The sequence below is a fragment of the Acinetobacter sp. TYF_19 genome (genome assembly GCF_043105125.1).
GTDB lineage: Bacteria > Pseudomonadota > Gammaproteobacteria > Pseudomonadales > Moraxellaceae > Acinetobacter > Acinetobacter johnsonii.
Window position 1 is genome coordinate 16,494 of record NZ_JBICLH010000037.1, and the last position, 17,326, is coordinate 33,819.

A 17,326-nucleotide genomic window follows, 5' to 3' on the forward strand; every position below is an offset into this window, starting at 1 on the left:
TACAAGTTCAAATAAAACCTATTTAAAGGTGTAAAAATATTTAATCGAAATGTTGTGGCCAAAAATATTGTCAATCAACTCAATACCGATGTAGTTTTAGCTTTAATTGCCCGTGTACTGATGGCTTATATTTTCCTTGTTGCAAGCTAGGGAAAAATTTCAGCTTATAGCATAACTTTAGGGTATATGGAGTCTATGGGGGCTTGGAGCGCTATTACCTTTAACCATTTTAGTTGAGTTTGGTGGATTAGCATTGCTTTTTGGGTTCCAAGCTCGTTTTGCTGCGTTTGGCTTAGGTATATTTAGTGTGATGACCGCGTTTATTTTTCACGATAGCGCACAAGCCAGCATTAATTATATGAAAAACTTTGCCATGGCGGGTGGTTTATTTTTTCTAATGCTGCATGGTGCAGGAAAAATGAGTCTAGATCATCTGATTGAAAAATAATTCAAAATGAAAAGCAGCATTTACGATGCTGCTTTTTTATTTACAAAAAAGTACGGAGTGGACGTTCATTTTTTGTTTTGATCAAGATCAATAAAACATGAGGAAAATAAGATGAAAAATCTTTTTAAAATAGGGTTATGTATGACAAGTTTAAGTCTTGCCGTTGGTGCATGGGCCAAGGATGACCATATCATTTTACAAGAAGCTGCAAAGAACCATGTCTCTGTGTCAGCCATTGCAAAGCTCAAAGATGAAACGGCGGTTACCTTAAAAGGCACGCTGCTGAAACATCTCAATGAAGACCACTACGAGTTCAGCGATAGTACAGGAGTTATTTTGCTGGATATTGATGACGATTTATGGAAAGCATCCAATATTAAAGCAGGTGATAAAGTGCAGGTTGGGGGCGAGGTGGATACACATCGTTATAAACCGACCGATATTGAAGTCGTTAAAATAGAAAAAGTTTTGAAATAAACATCAGGCACGCGAAAGCGTGCTTTTTGATATAAAAACCATTGGGTCTTAAGCGTTGTATAAAGCTTGTCCGAATTATGTGCGTTATGCGCGGAAAAATGCTAGAATACGGCGCTTATATTCGTTTGCCTTTCATAGTTGTTTGTCATGACTACCAATACTCAAATTACTGAAGATCGTATCCTTATTTTGGATTTCGGTTCTCAATATAGCCAGCTTATTGCACGCCGCGTACGTGAAGCTGGTGTATATTCTGAAATGTATGCCTATGACATGTCTGAAGAAGACATTCGTGCATTTAATCCAAACGGTATCATCTTATCAGGTGGTCCTGAGAGCGTACACGAAGAAGGCAGCCCACGTGCGCCAGAAGTTGTGTTCAACTTAGGTGTACCAGTTTTGGGTATTTGCTATGGCTTACAAACCATGTCTGCACAGCTTGGCGGTAAAGTTGAGCCGGGTACTGTACATGAATTCGGTTATGCCGAAGTAAACATTCAAGTTCGTGACAAGTTGATTGGTGATCTTGAAGACACTAAAGACCAACTTAAAGTTTGGATGAGCCATGGCGATAAAGTGACAGCGATTCCTGAAGGTTTCCAAATCACTGCAAGCACACCAAGCTGTCCAGTGGCGATGGTTTCTGATGAAGCGCGTCGTTTTTACGGGATTCAGTTCCACCCAGAAGTAACGCACACTGCAAAAGGTGCAGAGTTATTATCGAACTTTGTACACAGCATTTGTGGCTGTCGTAGCCTGTGGAACTCTGAAAACATCATCGATCTACGCGTTGAACAATTACGTCAACAAATTGGCGATCAAAAAGTTCTTTTAGGTCTGTCTGGTGGTGTTGACTCATCAGTGGTTGCTGCGCTTTTACACCGTGCGATTGGCGATCAATTGACTTGCGTATTTGTAGATAATGGTCTGCTTCGTTTGAATGAAGGCGAGCAAGTGATGGACATGTTTGCGAAAAACATGGGTATCCGTGTAATTCGTGCCGATGCGGAAGAGCGTTTCTTGACTGCACTTGCGGGTGAAGTTGATCCTGAGAAGAAACGTAAAATCATTGGTCGTGAGTTCATCGAAGTTTTTGCTGAAGAAGCGCGTAAGCTTGATGGCGTAAACTTCCTTGCTCAAGGGACAATTTACCCAGACGTGATTGAATCTGCTGCAACTAAAAATGGTAAAGCGCATGTGATTAAATCACACCACAATGTGGGCGGTTTACCAGAAGATTTAGCTTTTGAATTGGTTGAGCCAATCCGTGATTTGTTTAAAGATGAAGTGCGTCGTTTAGGCACAACTTTAGGTTTACCGTTTGAAATGCTATATCGTCATCCATTCCCAGGTCCAGGTTTGGGCGTGCGTATTTTGGGTGAAGTGAAGAAAGAGTATGCAGACATTTTACGTCTTGCAGATGACATCTTCATGCAAGAGCTTCGTGCAAGTGGTTGGTATGATAAAACTGCACAAGCCTTTGCTGTATTCCAACCTGTGAAATCTGTTGGCGTCGTCGGTGATGGCCGTCGTTATGCATGGGTGATTGCACTTCGTGCCGTTGAAACGGTTGACTTTATGACAGCACGCTTCGCACATCTTCCTTATGATCTTGTCGATAAAATCTCGACTCGTATCATGAACGAAATTAAAGATGTTTCTCGTGTTGTTTATGACGTATCGTCTAAGCCACCGGCAACGATTGAATGGGAGTAATTTAGGACTTTCAAGAAGCGAAGCTTCTTGCCTAAATTACGCCAAGAGCTATGCTCGCGGCAGGAAGGGCTTTCATGAAGCAACGCTTCATGCCAGTTTTACGCCAAAGGCTACGTCTGCGGCAGAAAGGCTTTCAAGAAGCGAAGCTTCTTGCCTAAATTACTGCCAAAGGCTACGCCTGTGGCAGTAAACGAGAAATTACTCTTTGAAAAGGACGCTTAGGCGTCCTTTTTTATATAACGAGGTAGGGAGAGAGGGATGAATTTTTATCATTGGTTAATACAGAATAAGAATCTTTCAAAGGCTACAGCTTTAAAATATGATTTAGTTATAAAAAATAGAATTAATGAGTGGTTACCTAGTTATGAGTTACCTCAAAACAGCATTGAGTTTGAAGCATTAAAGCAGACAATTTTTACTTTAGATATCTATCAAGATAGAAACCGAGTGGGGAATAATATGTATTCTTCTGCATTGAAGCATTATGGTGACTTTTTAAAAGAAATTGATGTTAATGATGAGTCAATATTTACGGAAAAACAAATATTTACAACAGATGCTGAGCGTTTGGTTAAAGTCAGACTGATTCAAAATAAGTTCAGGAAAAAGCTTTTTGATTTTTATCCGTATTGTGCAGTCACAGGCTTTAGTCATAGTAGATTGTTAATTGCATCCCATATTAAGCCTTGGGCAAAGTGTGATGGAAATGAAAAAGTAGATGTTTATAATGGATTCTTATTGTCCCCAAATTTTGACCGTCTATTTGATCAAGGATTTATTACTTTTCTTGACACGGGGATAGTTCAGATTTCGAAAAAGCTCAATGAGGTTGATAAAGAGTTCTTTTCTATTCCAACACATTTAAAATTGCACTTGGATGTAAAACACCTTCCTTATCTACACTATCATCAGAATGAAATTTATATGGGATAGGCATAAAAATTGAGAAATCTGTATATTTCATTTATCAAAAGGGCTTACACAATAATATTTTTCGTATTTTCAGTTGGTCGTAATCTTTAAAAAAATAAAGATGTAACAACATTTTTACATCCACTCATTGCCTTGTAGTTAGGTTTTGAAAACACAAGATATTGTCCCAAGTTTAAGAATCAGCATTCTATTTTTAGGGATGTGCAGCTGAGAATCCACTTGTTATGATCTAGGACATATGGATCTGTAATGAGTAAGCACATGACGAATAATAACTATACTGAACTTTCACATTCGGATGACTGTGAAAAATACGTAAATCAATTCATTCAAGAGTTTCCACTGAGAAGTGCTGAAATAGGCCAAGGGACGGTCATCAAACGCGCGCTGCCAAGTCGCCATAAGCGAATGATTGGTGCATGGTGTTTCTTAGATCACGCAGGCCCTGTAACCTTCCCTCAAGGGGATGGTTTAGATGTTGGCCCACATCCACATATCGGTTTGCAAACCTTTACCTGGATGATTGAAGGCACCATGATGCATACCGATAGTTTGGGTAGCAAACAGTTGATTCGTCCAAAACAGGTCAATCTAATGACCGCAGGACACGGGATTTCCCATACGGAAGTCGCACCAGATACAGAAACCAAAATGCATGCGGCACAATTGTGGATTGCATTGCCCGATGCACAAATTGCTGTTGAACCCCGTTTCGATCACTATCCAGAACTGCCAGTGGTGGAAAAAGATGGGGTAGCATTTACCATTTTGGTCGGAGAGTTCTTAAATACCACCTCACCTGTGAGTGTCTATACTGAGCTGTTAGGGGTGGACTTAAGCGCAGCAGAAAGCACCAAAACCCGTTTAACGCTCAATCCAAACTTTGAATATGGCTTTATGGCTTTAGAAGGAACGGCTACCGTCAATGGGCACGAACTGAATGAGGATAATATGGTGGTGCTCGAGCAGGGTGTAAGCGCGATTGAAATTGAAATTCATGCTGGTAGTCGCTTGTTGCTGTTAGGTGGTGAGCCGTTTGAAAGTCCAATTCTACTGTGGTGGAATTTTGTTGGTCGTACTCATGAAGAATTGAAAATTGCACGTGATCAGTGGATTGCACAAGATGAACGTTTTGGTTCGATTCCTGACTATGAAGGTCCGCGCTTAGAAGCTCCAGCATTTCCAGACCAAATGCGCGCTTCAAAATAAAGGGAATACTGCGACAAGTCGTTCAACAACAGAATAGGTGGACAGTTTCAATACTTGAAACCTATTCAAAATAATATCAATGAAAAATAGGATAATAAAAAAATGGCAATAATTGCGAATGCAGAAGTCAAAACATGCGTCGAAGCATGGTCTGGTGAAGTAAGCAGTGGACAACACCAATTTATTACCGATAAACCAGCGTCTTTTGGCGGTCAGGACAAAGGCCCAGCACCTTATGACTTTATTTGTACAGGTTTGATTTCCTGCACCATGATTACCCTACGGATGTATGCACAGCACAAAGGTATTGAGTGGGGGCTTTTAGTGTCGAAGCAGATTTTAATGCTAATAAAGAAGGCCGAGAATGGATCAGTCGTCGTTTGTCGTTTGAGCAAACATTGACAGAAGAAGCACACCAAAAAATCTTAGACATCTGTCAAAAAACACCAGTCACTAAAACTTTATTACGTTCCGTCGAGATTGAAACCTCAATTGTTTAACTCGCTTGACGGTTTTTTATAGGCGGTAAAGGATTTTGTGCGACTGGATATTCATGTGTATCGACAGGTACAAACTCCAAATTTTAGCGTAAAGTGAGTGCTAGATTTCAATTAAAACAAAAGGTAAAACAATGATCACCCTGCACCATTTGGAACATTCACGCTCTTTACGCATTTTATGGGCTTTGGAAGAGTTAGGGCTGGAGTATGAGATGAAGTTTTATAAACGCCTACCGACCTATGCTGCGCCACCTGAGTTAAAAAACATTCATCCCTTAGGTAAAGCACCCGTTTTGACCGATGGTGATTTGGTCATAGCAGAATCTGCAGTGATTTTAGAATACTTGCAAGCCACCTACGATACGGAGCACAAGTTTAAACCGAAAAATCCAAAGGACTTAATGCAATACAACTACTGGATGCATTATGCCGAAGGCTCGTTGATGCCATATTTGGTTATGACCTTGGTGATGAGTAATGTACCCAAGCATGTTCCCTTTCTAATTAAACCGCTTGCCAATAAAATTTGTGATGGGGTGAAAGGCGGCTTTATTAATCCACGCTTGAAAGAGCACAGTGCATATTTGGAAAATTATTTGTCTCAACATGAATATTTTGCAGGTGATTTTTCCTTTGCCGATATTCAAATGAGCTTTCCTGTAGTGGCAATGCAAGAGCGGGTAAAAGCCCATAATCCTCAAATGGTTGCTTATGCACAGCGTATTCAGCAGCGCCCAGCCTTTAAAAAAGCCAAGGAGCTCAGTGGGTTCTAGTGGGTGGTGATGATTTGAACCTGATTTTTTTGCCCAGTGCATCGGGCAATACGGCATTTTGGCAACCTGTTATCCAACGCCTACAGGACGATTCAACCATGGTCGTCGCTTATCCGAGCTTTGGTGGCTATCCTGATGAAATGAAAGTGCAGAGTTTTGAGGACTTACAAGATTATGTATTGAATCAAATTCAACAGCCTTCTGTGGTCGTTGCACAATCGATGGGTGGTATTTTTGCAGTACAAGCTGCCTTACAAAAGCCTGAACAGGTGCAGGCCTTGGTGCTCGTGGCAACCTCAGGCGGCATTGATTTAAGTCCTTTTCAGGTGGCAGATTGGAGAGAGGATTATCAACAGAGCTTTACGGTTCCCGATTGGTTTGTTCAGCATCAGTCTGATTTGACGGACAGTTTGGAGCATATTCGTTGTCCTGTTCTGCTGATTTGGGGCGATGCAGATCCGATTAGTCCTGTTGCAGTGGGGCGGTCTTTACACCGTCAAATACCACATGCTGAATTGCACATCGTATCACAGGGGCAACATGATTTGGCTTATGTGCATGCAGAGCATGTTGCGCAATTGATTCAAAATTTTCTCACCAAACTCAGAGTATAAAAAAGGATGCCTCGGCATCCTTTTTTGGTTTTAGCGTTTGACCACAATCGAATCAATGCCACTATGTTGTAGGGTTTGTTGTGCAATCACTGCAGCTTCTTGCGAGTCATATGGCCCTGAAATCACGCGATACCATGTTTGGCCGCCTTCAACGGTTTTGACGACATCGGCAGAGAGACCATTTAAGATAATTTCTGCACGACGTGCATCGGCACTGTCTGGGTCAGGGTAACTGCGGACTTGCAATATAAAACTTGGCGCTTGCGGTGTCGGTGCTGCTTCGGTTAAACCTGGTTCAGCAGGGGTGCTTTCTTCGGCAGCAGGTGCTTCAACAATCACCACAGTGCTTGGATTATCTTTGGTTTCAGGAATGGCTTGATCAGGAATTGGCGTCACTTGCTGCTGTGGAAGTAAGTCGTAGAAACGGTAGTCTTTATTGGTTTCTTCTTGATAATGTTCCGAAGTGATTTGCCCTTTCGGCTTCACTGGTGCCCAAGGTTTCCACAGTAACAGTGCTACAGCAAAACAGAGCACGATTAAAATGACCACAAGTGTACCGAGCCAAGCTGGAATCAGTGGCTTTTTGGGTTTGTTCGGTCTTTCAGATACACCGCGCTGCGTTTTTCCAAACACGTGGAAACCTCTTTTCTTCTAATCAATATGAGGGACTGGCCCATTCTTTGCTTTATTTTAGTACTTGGCCTCAAGCAATTAAAAGAGGCGTCATTGTAAAATAAAGAATCGCTTTGCAAAATTCAAGTTTCACAAAGCGAGCAATACATCGGGGTTGATATGGCTACTTCGGGCAAAGCCCTTCATCTTGCGACGATGTGCAAAGCGTTGCTTTTTACATCGGTACCTCAAGCATAGCTTTCGGTCTTGCAGCCATGCTTGAAGCTTTGCTTTGCTGGTTACATCGTCTCAGGTGCAGACACACCTAGTAACTCTAAACCATTACGCAAAACTTGTTGTACGTTTATTGAAAGTAATAAACGGGCTTGCGAAAGGGCAATATTCTGTTCGTCGATAATTCTTGTATTATCCAAGTTATACCAACCATGGAATAATGCTGCGAGTTCTTTCAAATAGTTACCCACTTGGTGTGGTTCATAGCTATTTGCTGCACGAAGCACAATTTCAGGATAGGCCGCAAGTTTGGCAAGAATTTCAGTTTCAGCATCAAGAGTTAATAAGGTCGCATCGTAATCAGCTGCTTGGTTCCGATCAAAAGGAATGCCTTTTTCAGGTGCTTTCACATCGACCATACGATTAACACGTGCATGTGCATATTGGATGTAATACACCGCATTGTCTTTGCTTTGTGAAACTGCAAGGTCTAAGTCAAAGTCAATGTGTTGCTCAGACTTACGCATCACGTAGTAGAAACGCGCAGCATCGTTGCCCACTTCTTTACGCAGGTCACGTAAAGTCACGAACTGACCAGAACGAGATGACATTTGTACCATCTCGCCACCACGCCATAGGCTGACGAACTGAACCAATAGAACGGTGAGTTTTTTCGAGTCATACCCTAAGGCATCAATCGCGGCTTTAACCCGTGAAATATAGCCATGGTGGTCTGAGCCCCAGATATCAATAATATCGGTATAGCCACGTTGTAATTTGTTCAGGTGATAAGCAATGTCAGAAGCAAAGTAAGTGGTTTGTCCATTACGACGCTTCACAACACGGTCTTTTTCATCGCCAAATTCAGTCGATTTGAACCAAATGTTGCCGTCTTTTTCGTATAAGAAACCACGTTGTTCTAAAGTTTCTAAAGCTTCATCAATTTTGTCTGTCAATGAGGCTTCGCTGAACCATTGGTTAAAGGTTACACCAAACTCGCCCAAGTCATCTTTGATGTCATCTAAGATCGCATTCAGCGCTGCTTGGTGGAATACGCGGTAAGCTTCACCGATTAAGCTTTGTGAATTATGGATTAAACCATCAATGTGCTTTTCTTTGTCGCCTGAAAGGACAACTTTATTGCCTTCGGCATCGAGTTCTTCTGCATATTGCACATCTTCAGGGACATCTTTATAGACGTCTGCCACAGGGCGGACGTAGGCATCGCCATCAGCATCGATAATACTTTGCGCGATTTCTTTAACGTAATCGCCTTGATAGGCATTTTTAGGGAAAACCAGTTCTTGGCCTGTTAATTCGAGGTAGCGTAAATAGGTGGATGTTGCAAGGATGTCCATTTGACGACCTGCATCATTCACATAATATTCACGGTCTACGGTTGCACCTGTTGCTTCAAGCAAGGTTGCAACGGTCATCCCATAGGCTGCGCCACGACCATGACCAACGTGCAAGCTAGACGTTGGATTGGCAGAAACAAATTCTACTTGAATTTTTTTCGCAGCATTGGCTTGCGTGCGACCAAACTGATTGCCTTGCGCTTGAATTTGATCAAGTACAGCAAAACGTTGGTCAGCATTTAAAAAGAAGTTAATAAAGCCAGGGCCTGCGATTTCTGCTTTGCTGATGTCCGCTACTTCAGGCAGTGCAGCAAGAATTTTTTCGGCTAAATCACGTGGCTTCATACCCGCAGCTTTAGAGGCAATCATGGCGATATTGGACGCGAAATCCCCGTGGCTTCGGTCTTTGGTACGCGTCAAAGTACTGCTGTTATTCCAGTCTGCTGGAAGGACGCCTTCAGCTTGAAGGTTTTGCACTGCGTGCTCGAGAGCTGCTTGGATTGCCGTGTTCATATTCAGTCGAAAATTTAATGTCGCAGAAAAACGCTAAATATAGCAAATTTCGACGTCTTTAGGTGAATCCATTTTTTTAGAATAAAAAATGTTCAAAAACTGCTAACGATTGCGCTGCAATAAACATGAAAAGCGCAGTATGATGAGAACCAAAACACATACTTTTAAGGATAAAACGTGTCTGAACAGCGGCCGATGATCATTGGCAATATTCCCAAGTTACCAGCAAAATATGCAATGTTTATTTTGCCGTTTTTTATCTCATTTTTTATGAGTGGCATTATTTCGATGATCAATCTTTGGCGCAATTTGGGTTGGGTGGACAATTTCCTACAGGTTTGGCTGTCCGCATGGATGATGTCTTGGGTGGTGGCCTATCCTGTAGTGCTCATTGTACTGCCGATTGTGCGCCGTTTGACTGGTGTATTTGTCGATATGTCACATTTGAACCCACCCAAATAACCTCCATTTTAGTTATTTTCACGGCATGAAACAGGTTTGCTTAGGAGTTCCGCATTTTGGTTTTGAAAACGATACAGTTTGCTGGCATGAAAGAGCTTAATCACTTTGGCACTGGCAAGCTGTTGTTGAAAACGACTCAGGGTTTGGCGTTGAAATGGATCAAAGGGATTGCCGTAGTTTTTGTTGTCGAGTAAAAACTGAATCTGTCCTGCTTCTTTATCATAGCCATATAAAATACGTTTGCCTTGTGCATCTTGAAGCTCAAACGTAGGCGGATAACTGCTGATTTTACAATTCAGACGTAGTGATAGCACAAAGCCTTCGGTCGATTTGTTTTGTAGCTGATAAATCCCTTGTTTTTCATTCTCCAAATAGACCCATTGGTTCAAGGGTAAATTTGCACTGAGTTGCTCATATTGCTCGATGGTGGCTTTACTGATATCGACAATGCCTTTGGGATCGATTTCAGGCAGTTTTTCGTTATGACCAAATAGTCCTGTAATTTTATCACTCACCTTATTTTGCGCCGTAGAAATGGATTGGCATGCTGTCATTTGTGTGAGGTAAAGACACGTGAGGCTTAACAACATCAGTTTTTTGATGATCATTTTTAATATAAAGAAGAAATAAAAGCGCTAGCTTAGCTTGAGCTTTATTCAAGTTCAAATTTTATCCATGCGCTATTTGACCGAAAAGACTGCCGCAAACTTGATTTTTGCGTTGCGTCGATTTGATTTTTATTTTCAGACTAAATCGCTTTGATAATTGCATCACGCTTATAAATATCAAAAGACGAGTAAATGGCGCTAAGCTAGTAGCCGAATTAGATGCATAGATTCTCCCCATAGGTTCATCTAAATCTATGTATAACGAGATAGGTAATGACGACAGAATATTTAAAGACAAAACAACCCTTATACATCCCTTATGCGGGCAATACCTTACTTGAGTTGCCGCTGTTAAATAAAGGATCGGCGTTTACGGAAGAAGAGCGCACTCGCTTCAACTTGCATGGTTTAATTCCACATGTTGAAGAAAGCATTGAAGAACAGAGTCAGCGTTCTTATCAACAGTACTGTGCTTTTAATGATGCGATCAATAAGCACATTTACTTGCGTAACATTCAAGACACCAACGAAACCTTGTTTTATCACCTCATTGAAAACCATTTAAGTGAGATGATGCCGATCATCTATACGCCAACGGTGGGTGAGGCCTGTCAGCGTTTTTCGGATATTTATCGTCGCCATCGTGGTACATTTATTTCCTATCCAGACCGTGCGCATATTGATGACATCTTGCATAACATCAACAAGAAAAATGTCAAAGTCATTGTGATTACCGACGGCGAGCGTATTTTAGGCTTGGGCGACCAAGGTATTGGCGGGATGGGTATTCCCATTGGAAAGTTGTCGCTATATACCGCGTGTGGTGGTATTAGCCCAGCTTATACGTTACCAATTACCCTCGATGTCGGTACTAATAATCAGCAGTTACTGAATGACCCGATTTATATGGGCTGGAATCAACCGCGTATCAGTGGTGATGAGTACTATGCTTTTGTCGATGAAGTGATTGCTGCAATCAAGCGTCGTTGGCCGAAAGCGTTGATTCAATTTGAAGACTTCGCGCAAAATAATGCCATGCCGTTATTGAATAAGTACCGTGATGAAATCTGTTGTTTTAATGATGATATTCAAGGTACGGCAGCCGTTTCTGTGGGTAGTTTGATCGCTGCATCACGTGCAGCAGGTAAACAGCTCAAAGATCAAACCGTTGCCTTCTTAGGTGCGGGTTCAGCAGGCTGTGGGATTGCTGAGCAAATTGTTGCGCAGATGAAGGTTGAAGGTTTAACTGATGCCGAAGCGCGTGCACGCGTGTATATGGTCGATCGTTTTGGTTTAATCACTGAAAATCAGCCGAATCTACTCGATTTCCAACGTAAATTGGCGCAAAAGCCAAATGTGATAGCGCAATGGGGCAATGCTGAAGAAGTGATTTCACTGCTCGATGTTGTGAAAAATGCCAAACCTACCGTGTTGATTGGGGTATCGGGTCAGCCGGGCTTATTCACTGAAGAAGTAATTCGCACTTTGGCTTCGAACTGTGATCGTCCGATTGTATTGCCACTGTCTAACCCAACTTCGCGTGTCGAAGCAGTACCAGCAGATATTATTCACTGGACGGATGGCAAAGCTTTGATTGCGACAGGCAGTCCTTTTGCCCCTGTCAATTATCAAGGCAAAATTTATAATATTTCGCAGTGCAATAACTCATATATCTTCCCGGGCATTGGGTTAGGCGTGATTGCCGCTAATGCAACCCGTGTGACCGATTCGATGTTAATTGCATCGAGCAATGCTTTGGCAGATTGTTCCCCGATGTTGACCAACCCTACAGCAGATTTATTGCCTGAGATTGATGAAATTCAGAAAGTCTCTAAGCTGATAGCCTTTAAAGTGGCCAAAGCAGCAATGGATGCAGGTGTAGCCCCGATTATTAGTGATGAGCAATTGCAACACGCGATTGAGAAAAACTTCTGGAAGCCAGAGTATCGTCACTATAAACGTGTTGCCTTCTAAAGCTGAAAATGAGATTGAACAAAAAGGAGCGTAATGCTCCTTTTTGTTTTTTGAGAGCTGCGTCTTCATTAACATTATTTTACTAGATTAAAAAAAAGACATTTTGTACACTCCGCGCACAAGTATAAAAACCAATAACTTAACAATGATCATGTTCAATTCTATTTATAAAATGCTGGAATCCTTTGGATTCGGCTCACAAAAACGTGCTTTGCATATTCATTTTTCCAATTCGGCTTTGAACACACAGGTGTTTATTCAGCGCATTGAGGGTGAACATCGCATTAATCAGGGCCTAAAAGCTGAAATCCTATGTTTATCGACCAATGCTTATCTGCCTTTAAAACAGTTTATTGGTGGGCGTGTCGCGGTTGATCAGGTCACGGATGTGGGGCAGCTTTCTCGTCTGACGGGGGTGATTACCAGTGCCAGTCAGGGGCAAAGTGATGGTGCGCTAACTGTTTATAAACTTACCGTTGAAGATGCAACAGCACTGTGGCATAAGCGCAGAAACAGTCGCGTGTTTATGAGTAAAAGTGTTCGTGAAATTACTGAAACTCTGTTTAGCGAGTGGCAAAGTCACAGTACATTATTTGCAGCCAGCTTAAGCCTGAACTTAGAGGGTTTGAGTCGTGATTATGATGTACGCCCCTTTGTCATGCAGTCTAATGAAACCGACGCTGAGTTTCTCACTCGACTATGGCGGAGTGAAGGTATTAATTGGTTGATCGATGAACAAGCTCCGATAGTGCTCAGTTCATCTGAACCGATTCAGGCACAGCAACTTCGTTTGATGGATGATAATCAAGCTTTTACAGCGCTGGACCGCCGAAAGATTCGTTTCCACCGCAGCCATGCCACCGAGCCCTTTGATAGCATCACCAGTTTTATTGCTGAACGTCACTTACAGTCCACCACGGTACAGACGCAACGTTGGCAAGCGCAACATTTAACTCAAGATCAGAGTCAGGCTGTATTGAGTGCACATCAGCACAGTGATCAACAAGACAATGAAAGTTTGGGTCTGGAACAAGTCTGGTGTGTCAGTCCGGCATGGACGGGTGATCTACAGGGTGAGGATCAGGCCACACCTGCTAATAGCAGTCAACTAGATCGTCTCAACCAACAACTGAACCAATATCATGAGCTTCAGGCCAAATATTTCACAGCAAAAAGTAGCGTTCGAGATGCGCAAGTGGGCTATTGGTTTGAAATGGTGGATCATCCTGAAATAGAACAGCATGTGTCCGCAGAGCGTGAATTTCTCATTTTAGGCAAAGTTTTTTATAACCAAAATAATTTACCCAAAGAGTTATTACAGCAAATCAATCTGTTATTAAAAGGAAGTCGCTGGCAAGGTCTGAATGAGGAACGGCAAGCCAATGAACTCTTTGTCGTACGCCGTGAGGTCAAAATTGTTCCTGAATATCAAGCGTGGATACACCGTCCAGTAGCCTATCCTTTACGCGCCAAAGTCGTCGGGCCTGAAGGGGAAGAAATTTATGTGGATGCATGGGGACGGATTAAAGTTCGCTTTATGTTTACGCGTAATGATGACCATGCTCATGATGGTGGTGCGGGTGCAAATGATAATGACACGGACTCGGCTTGGGTCGATGTATTGACTCCATGGGCGGGTGAAGGATATGGCGCACGTTTTCATCCGCGTGTCGGAGAAATTGTGGTCATCGACTTCTTTGAGGGGGATGTCGATCGACCTTTTGTCGTAGGGCGTATTCATGAAGCGGATCGCCACCAAACCATGTTTGATGTGAAGGGGGCATTGCCTGCGACGAAAAAACTTAGTGGTATTCGTTCACAAGAGGTTGCAGGGCAAGGCTTTAATCAACTGCGTTTTGATGATACGACAGGGCAAATTAGTGTGCAACTACATAGCAGTCATGGAGCGAGTCAGCTCAACCTTGGCAACCTCAGTCATCCAAAAGCAACTGAAAACAGTGATGGGCGTGGTGAAGGGTTTGAGCTAAGAACGGATCAATGGGGAGCCATGCGTGCAGGCAAAGGCCTCTTGATTAGTACCTATGCACAGGATCAAGCGGTTGCGGATCATTTGGCTGCATCAGAAGCCCAGTCCATCTTGCAGCAAGGTCATGACAGTATGCACATGTTGAGTACTCTGGCTGTTAAACAACAGACTGATGCATTGAATGTGGTTAATCGTCTGCCTAAATTGATTCAGTCTGTAGAGTTAAAAGGTGCCAATCAAGCACTCCAAGCAACCGTTGGTTTATTTAAAACCGCAGTTAGTCAGGATCCGATTTCGGCATTAAAAACGTGTGGTAGCTTTATTGAGGATATTCAAAGATTTGGTCAAGATACAGACAATTTGATCAATGAATTTAAAGATTATTTTCGGGATGCAGAGGCATCAATAGACAATTTAAAAGCCTTTATTGATAACCTCGAAGAACATGGCACAGATGCTTTGAAAACTCAGTTGCAAGGCGTTAAAGAAAAATTGAATGCGGATCCATTCGCCGCTTTAAAAGATGTAGGCAAAGTGATTGCCAATGTTGATATGAAAGACTTTGACCTGACCAGTGCTTGCGGAAGCTTTAATAAAGGCAGCAAACTGAATGTTAATCCCATGCAGGCATTGGGCTCCATGCAAGGTTTTATGGAGACATATGCTCAAGAGGCAGAGCAAACGCAGGATACTCAGAATCAAGCTCAAGCGAAGATCTTTCGTCAGGCTTTAATGCTGCTGGCTTCCCCCAATGGTATTGCCTTAACGACGCCTGAAGATATTGTTTTACAAGCTAATCAAGACATCGCTGAAAGCGCACAGGGGTCCATTAACTTAAGTGCCCAGAAGAATATTATTGCGCATGCACAGGATAAGGTGAGCTTATTTGCTGCACAAAAAGGGCTAAAGGCATTTGCTGCAAAAGGAAAAGTTGAATTACAGGCACAAGATGATGCGATAGAAGCGATTGCGCGTAAGGTGATTAAGCTGATTTCAACTGAAGATAAAATAGAAATAACCAGTCCGAAGGAAATTGTACTGACTGCTGGTGGTTCACAGCTCAAAATTAATGGGGATGGGATTTTTACGACAACAGGTGGAAAGTTTGAAAGTAAGGCGGGTCAGCATAGCTTTGTGGGTGGGGCAAAAGTATCTTATGAGGTTCCTGAATTACCAAGTATGTTTTATGGAAATTTTCTTGTTAGGGATCAGCAAAATAATCCAGTAAAAGGACAAAAATATAAATTAACCTTACCATCTGGACAAAAAATTTTAGGAGTGACAGACGATAATGGTATGACAGTAACTGGATATTCCTCATCAAGTGATGAAGATTTGAATTTGGAAATTATTGAAGAAGTAACCCAAGACATTTGGTTCCAACCACAAACAACGTATGAGTATGAACAGCTTAATCATATAGATTTTCCGCTAATTGATGAAGATAATGGTGAAATAAATGAAGAATAATTTTTTGGTTATTTTCTTGATATCTATAGTGGTTTATGGGTTAACTCTTCTGATTTATCAGATGGGGGGAGTTTAAATTATAAAGAATATGAATCAAAAGAAATAAAATGTGGAAAGAAAAGAATTAAAATTCTTTCGAGTTGTTATGATTCTGAGGAGGGACTTGTTGATAGAGGTAGTGGAGGAATCGTTAGACAATGTAAAAGTAGTAAATTGTTAATTGATGAAAAAACCGTAATTAACTTACCAATAATAGATAAAATAAATAATAAGGAAAAAATAATCTTAGAAGAAGGGTATTTAAGCCCTATTAGTTTTTCATGTATAGAGCATGAAGGAAATAGTTTTGTTCTCATAAATCAAGGTATCTCAAATAACGTCAATGCAATGACTGTTGAAGAGGTTAATGAATTTAGAAAACCAGTTGTTTTAAATTTAAATGGAGTTATTACTCCAAAAAAAGACGCTAAAAAAATTATAGATAATATGAAAATAAAAAGAATAAAAGTTATATCTGCTAATGCAGTTTATGGGGAAGAATAATGTCTAATATATATGAGATATTGCGTCCAAAAAAAGGTTATGCTTATACAGATGAGCAAATTGTAGATTACTCTTTGATCAGTATTTCTATACCAACCAATAAAAAAAATAAAGGAAATTCTAGAATATATGGTGATATTGAAGAGGCTAACTTTAAGAATATAGTCGACATTATTATTTCGCTATGTTCGAGGTATAACCTTGATTATAAGGAAACGGCTTATACTTTATTAATTTGTTTAGCAGAATCTGGCTTTAATCCAGATGCAGCGGCTGGAACCACCAGTGCCGCAGGACTTGCACAATATACAAAGGATACAGCAAATGCATTTAGAAAAAGAGCTAAAGAGCTGATTGGTGTAGACATTGATATGAGAGGAAACAATGTTTTTGATGCAACTATCGGATCATATGGTGTTTTGGTTGCATTTTTATTTAATAAAGAGCTGGCTATTAATTGGGGGTTTAAGCCTAGTGATGAGAAGTACTGGCAATTAATATATATGCTTCATCATGATGGTCCGGGATATTATAATGATGATCGTGGTAAGCAGCGAGCATATAATTTCAAATGGAGGAAGGATGCAATTAGAGCGTATGAAAGAATTTTCAAACAGAAATTAGTATTATTAACAGCTCTACTGAAGCAAAAGGTAGAAACCAAAATTAAACTAACGGATAATAATTGTTCAGATGTTGAGAATAAAAATTATATTTTGGCAACTGTTAAAAATTCGAGTAATGAAAAGCCTTCACATTTATCAATGGATAGGGGTAATGAAACAGAAATAAATGTTATTTTTGGGAAAACAAATTCAAAAGGAGAGTCTAAATCTATACTTTCAAGAATTGGTGATGAAATAATTACTATTATACTTCCTGATAATTACAAAGA

At 41.2% G+C, this 17,326-nt stretch carries 14 protein-coding genes and 2 pseudogenes; 13 read left to right on the top strand and 3 right to left on the bottom strand.

The features are described from left to right. The first annotated feature begins 36 nt into the window (after positions 1–36). The 8 genes and pseudogenes from ACF8FD_RS04000 (at position 37) to ACF8FD_RS04035 (ending at position 6,670) form a co-directional block, all read left to right on the top strand. A pseudogene (locus ACF8FD_RS04000) lies at positions 37–448 on the top strand (DoxX family protein). A 111-nt stretch (positions 449–559) separates the two neighbouring features. Further along, entirely contained in the window at positions 560–925 is a 366-nt protein-coding gene (locus ACF8FD_RS04005; RefSeq protein ID WP_279679146.1) for a NirD/YgiW/YdeI family stress tolerance protein, read from the top strand. 147 nt (positions 926–1,072) lie between these two features. After that, on the top strand, positions 1,073–2,641 hold the full coding sequence (gene guaA / locus ACF8FD_RS04010) for a glutamine-hydrolyzing GMP synthase (RefSeq protein WP_279679145.1): 1,569 nt from the start codon (positions 1,073–1,075) through the stop codon (positions 2,639–2,641). A 258-nt stretch (positions 2,642–2,899) separates the two neighbouring features. Then, positions 2,900–3,574, top strand: a complete 675-nt coding sequence (locus ACF8FD_RS04015) for an HNH endonuclease (protein ID WP_278345109.1) — start codon at positions 2,900–2,902, stop codon at positions 3,572–3,574. 261 nt (positions 3,575–3,835) lie between these two features. Continuing rightward, on the top strand, positions 3,836–4,783 hold the full coding sequence (locus tag ACF8FD_RS04020; RefSeq protein ID WP_279679143.1) for a pirin family protein: 948 nt from the start codon (positions 3,836–3,838) through the stop codon (positions 4,781–4,783). 102 nt (positions 4,784–4,885) lie between these two features. Next, a pseudogene (locus ACF8FD_RS04025) lies at positions 4,886–5,283 on the top strand (OsmC family protein). 131 nt (positions 5,284–5,414) lie between these two features. Then, a complete protein-coding gene (locus ACF8FD_RS04030; protein ID WP_279679142.1) occupies positions 5,415–6,056 on the top strand; it encodes a glutathione S-transferase in 642 nt (213 codons plus the stop codon). Positions 6,057–6,070: 14 nt separating this feature from the next. Then, on the top strand, positions 6,071–6,670 hold the full coding sequence (locus tag ACF8FD_RS04035; protein ID WP_279679141.1) for an alpha/beta hydrolase: 600 nt from the start codon (positions 6,071–6,073) through the stop codon (positions 6,668–6,670). A 30-nt stretch (positions 6,671–6,700) separates the two neighbouring features. Here ACF8FD_RS04035 and ACF8FD_RS04040 read toward each other — a convergent pair whose 3' ends face one another. Together ACF8FD_RS04040 and argS are read right to left on the bottom strand one after the other, a co-directional pair. Then, positions 6,701–7,303 (bottom strand): SPOR domain-containing protein, encoded by a 603-nt coding sequence (locus tag ACF8FD_RS04040; RefSeq protein WP_004684390.1) that lies wholly within the window; start codon positions 7,301–7,303, stop codon positions 6,701–6,703. A 278-nt stretch (positions 7,304–7,581) separates the two neighbouring features. Next, complete coding sequence (gene argS, locus ACF8FD_RS04045) at positions 7,582–9,387, bottom strand: arginine--tRNA ligase (protein WP_010325630.1); 1,806 nt, start codon at positions 9,385–9,387, stop codon at positions 7,582–7,584. 177 nt (positions 9,388–9,564) lie between these two features. Between argS and ACF8FD_RS04050 the strand changes: the two genes are divergently transcribed. Further along, positions 9,565–9,849 carry a DUF2798 domain-containing protein gene (locus ACF8FD_RS04050; protein WP_004684392.1) on the top strand — a complete coding sequence of 95 codons (285 nt, stop codon included), beginning with the start codon at positions 9,565–9,567 and terminating at the stop codon, positions 9,847–9,849. Positions 9,850–9,857: 8 nt separating this feature from the next. Here ACF8FD_RS04050 and ACF8FD_RS04055 read toward each other — a convergent pair whose 3' ends face one another. Continuing rightward, complete coding sequence (locus ACF8FD_RS04055; protein WP_205667345.1) at positions 9,858–10,457, bottom strand: hypothetical protein; 600 nt, start codon at positions 10,455–10,457, stop codon at positions 9,858–9,860. A gap of 273 nt (positions 10,458–10,730) precedes the next feature. On the opposite strand from ACF8FD_RS04055, the gene ACF8FD_RS04060 reads away from it, so the two are divergent. The 4 genes from ACF8FD_RS04060 to ACF8FD_RS04075 form a co-directional block, all read left to right on the top strand. Then, entirely contained in the window at positions 10,731–12,431 is a 1,701-nt protein-coding gene (locus ACF8FD_RS04060) for an NAD-dependent malic enzyme (RefSeq protein ID WP_279679140.1), read from the top strand. Positions 12,432–12,582: 151 nt separating this feature from the next. Continuing rightward, on the top strand, positions 12,583–15,888 hold the full coding sequence (locus tag ACF8FD_RS04065) for a type VI secretion system Vgr family protein (protein WP_279679139.1): 3,306 nt from the start codon (positions 12,583–12,585) through the stop codon (positions 15,886–15,888). 213 nt (positions 15,889–16,101) lie between these two features. Beyond that, positions 16,102–16,431, top strand: coding sequence for a hypothetical protein (locus ACF8FD_RS04070; RefSeq protein WP_279679137.1), 330 nt, complete (start codon positions 16,102–16,104; stop codon positions 16,429–16,431). Then, positions 16,431–17,326 (top strand): transglycosylase SLT domain-containing protein (locus ACF8FD_RS04075; RefSeq protein WP_392453228.1); only part of this gene is annotated, 896 nt, incomplete at its 3' end. The genes ACF8FD_RS04070 and ACF8FD_RS04075, both read left to right, overlap by 1 nt.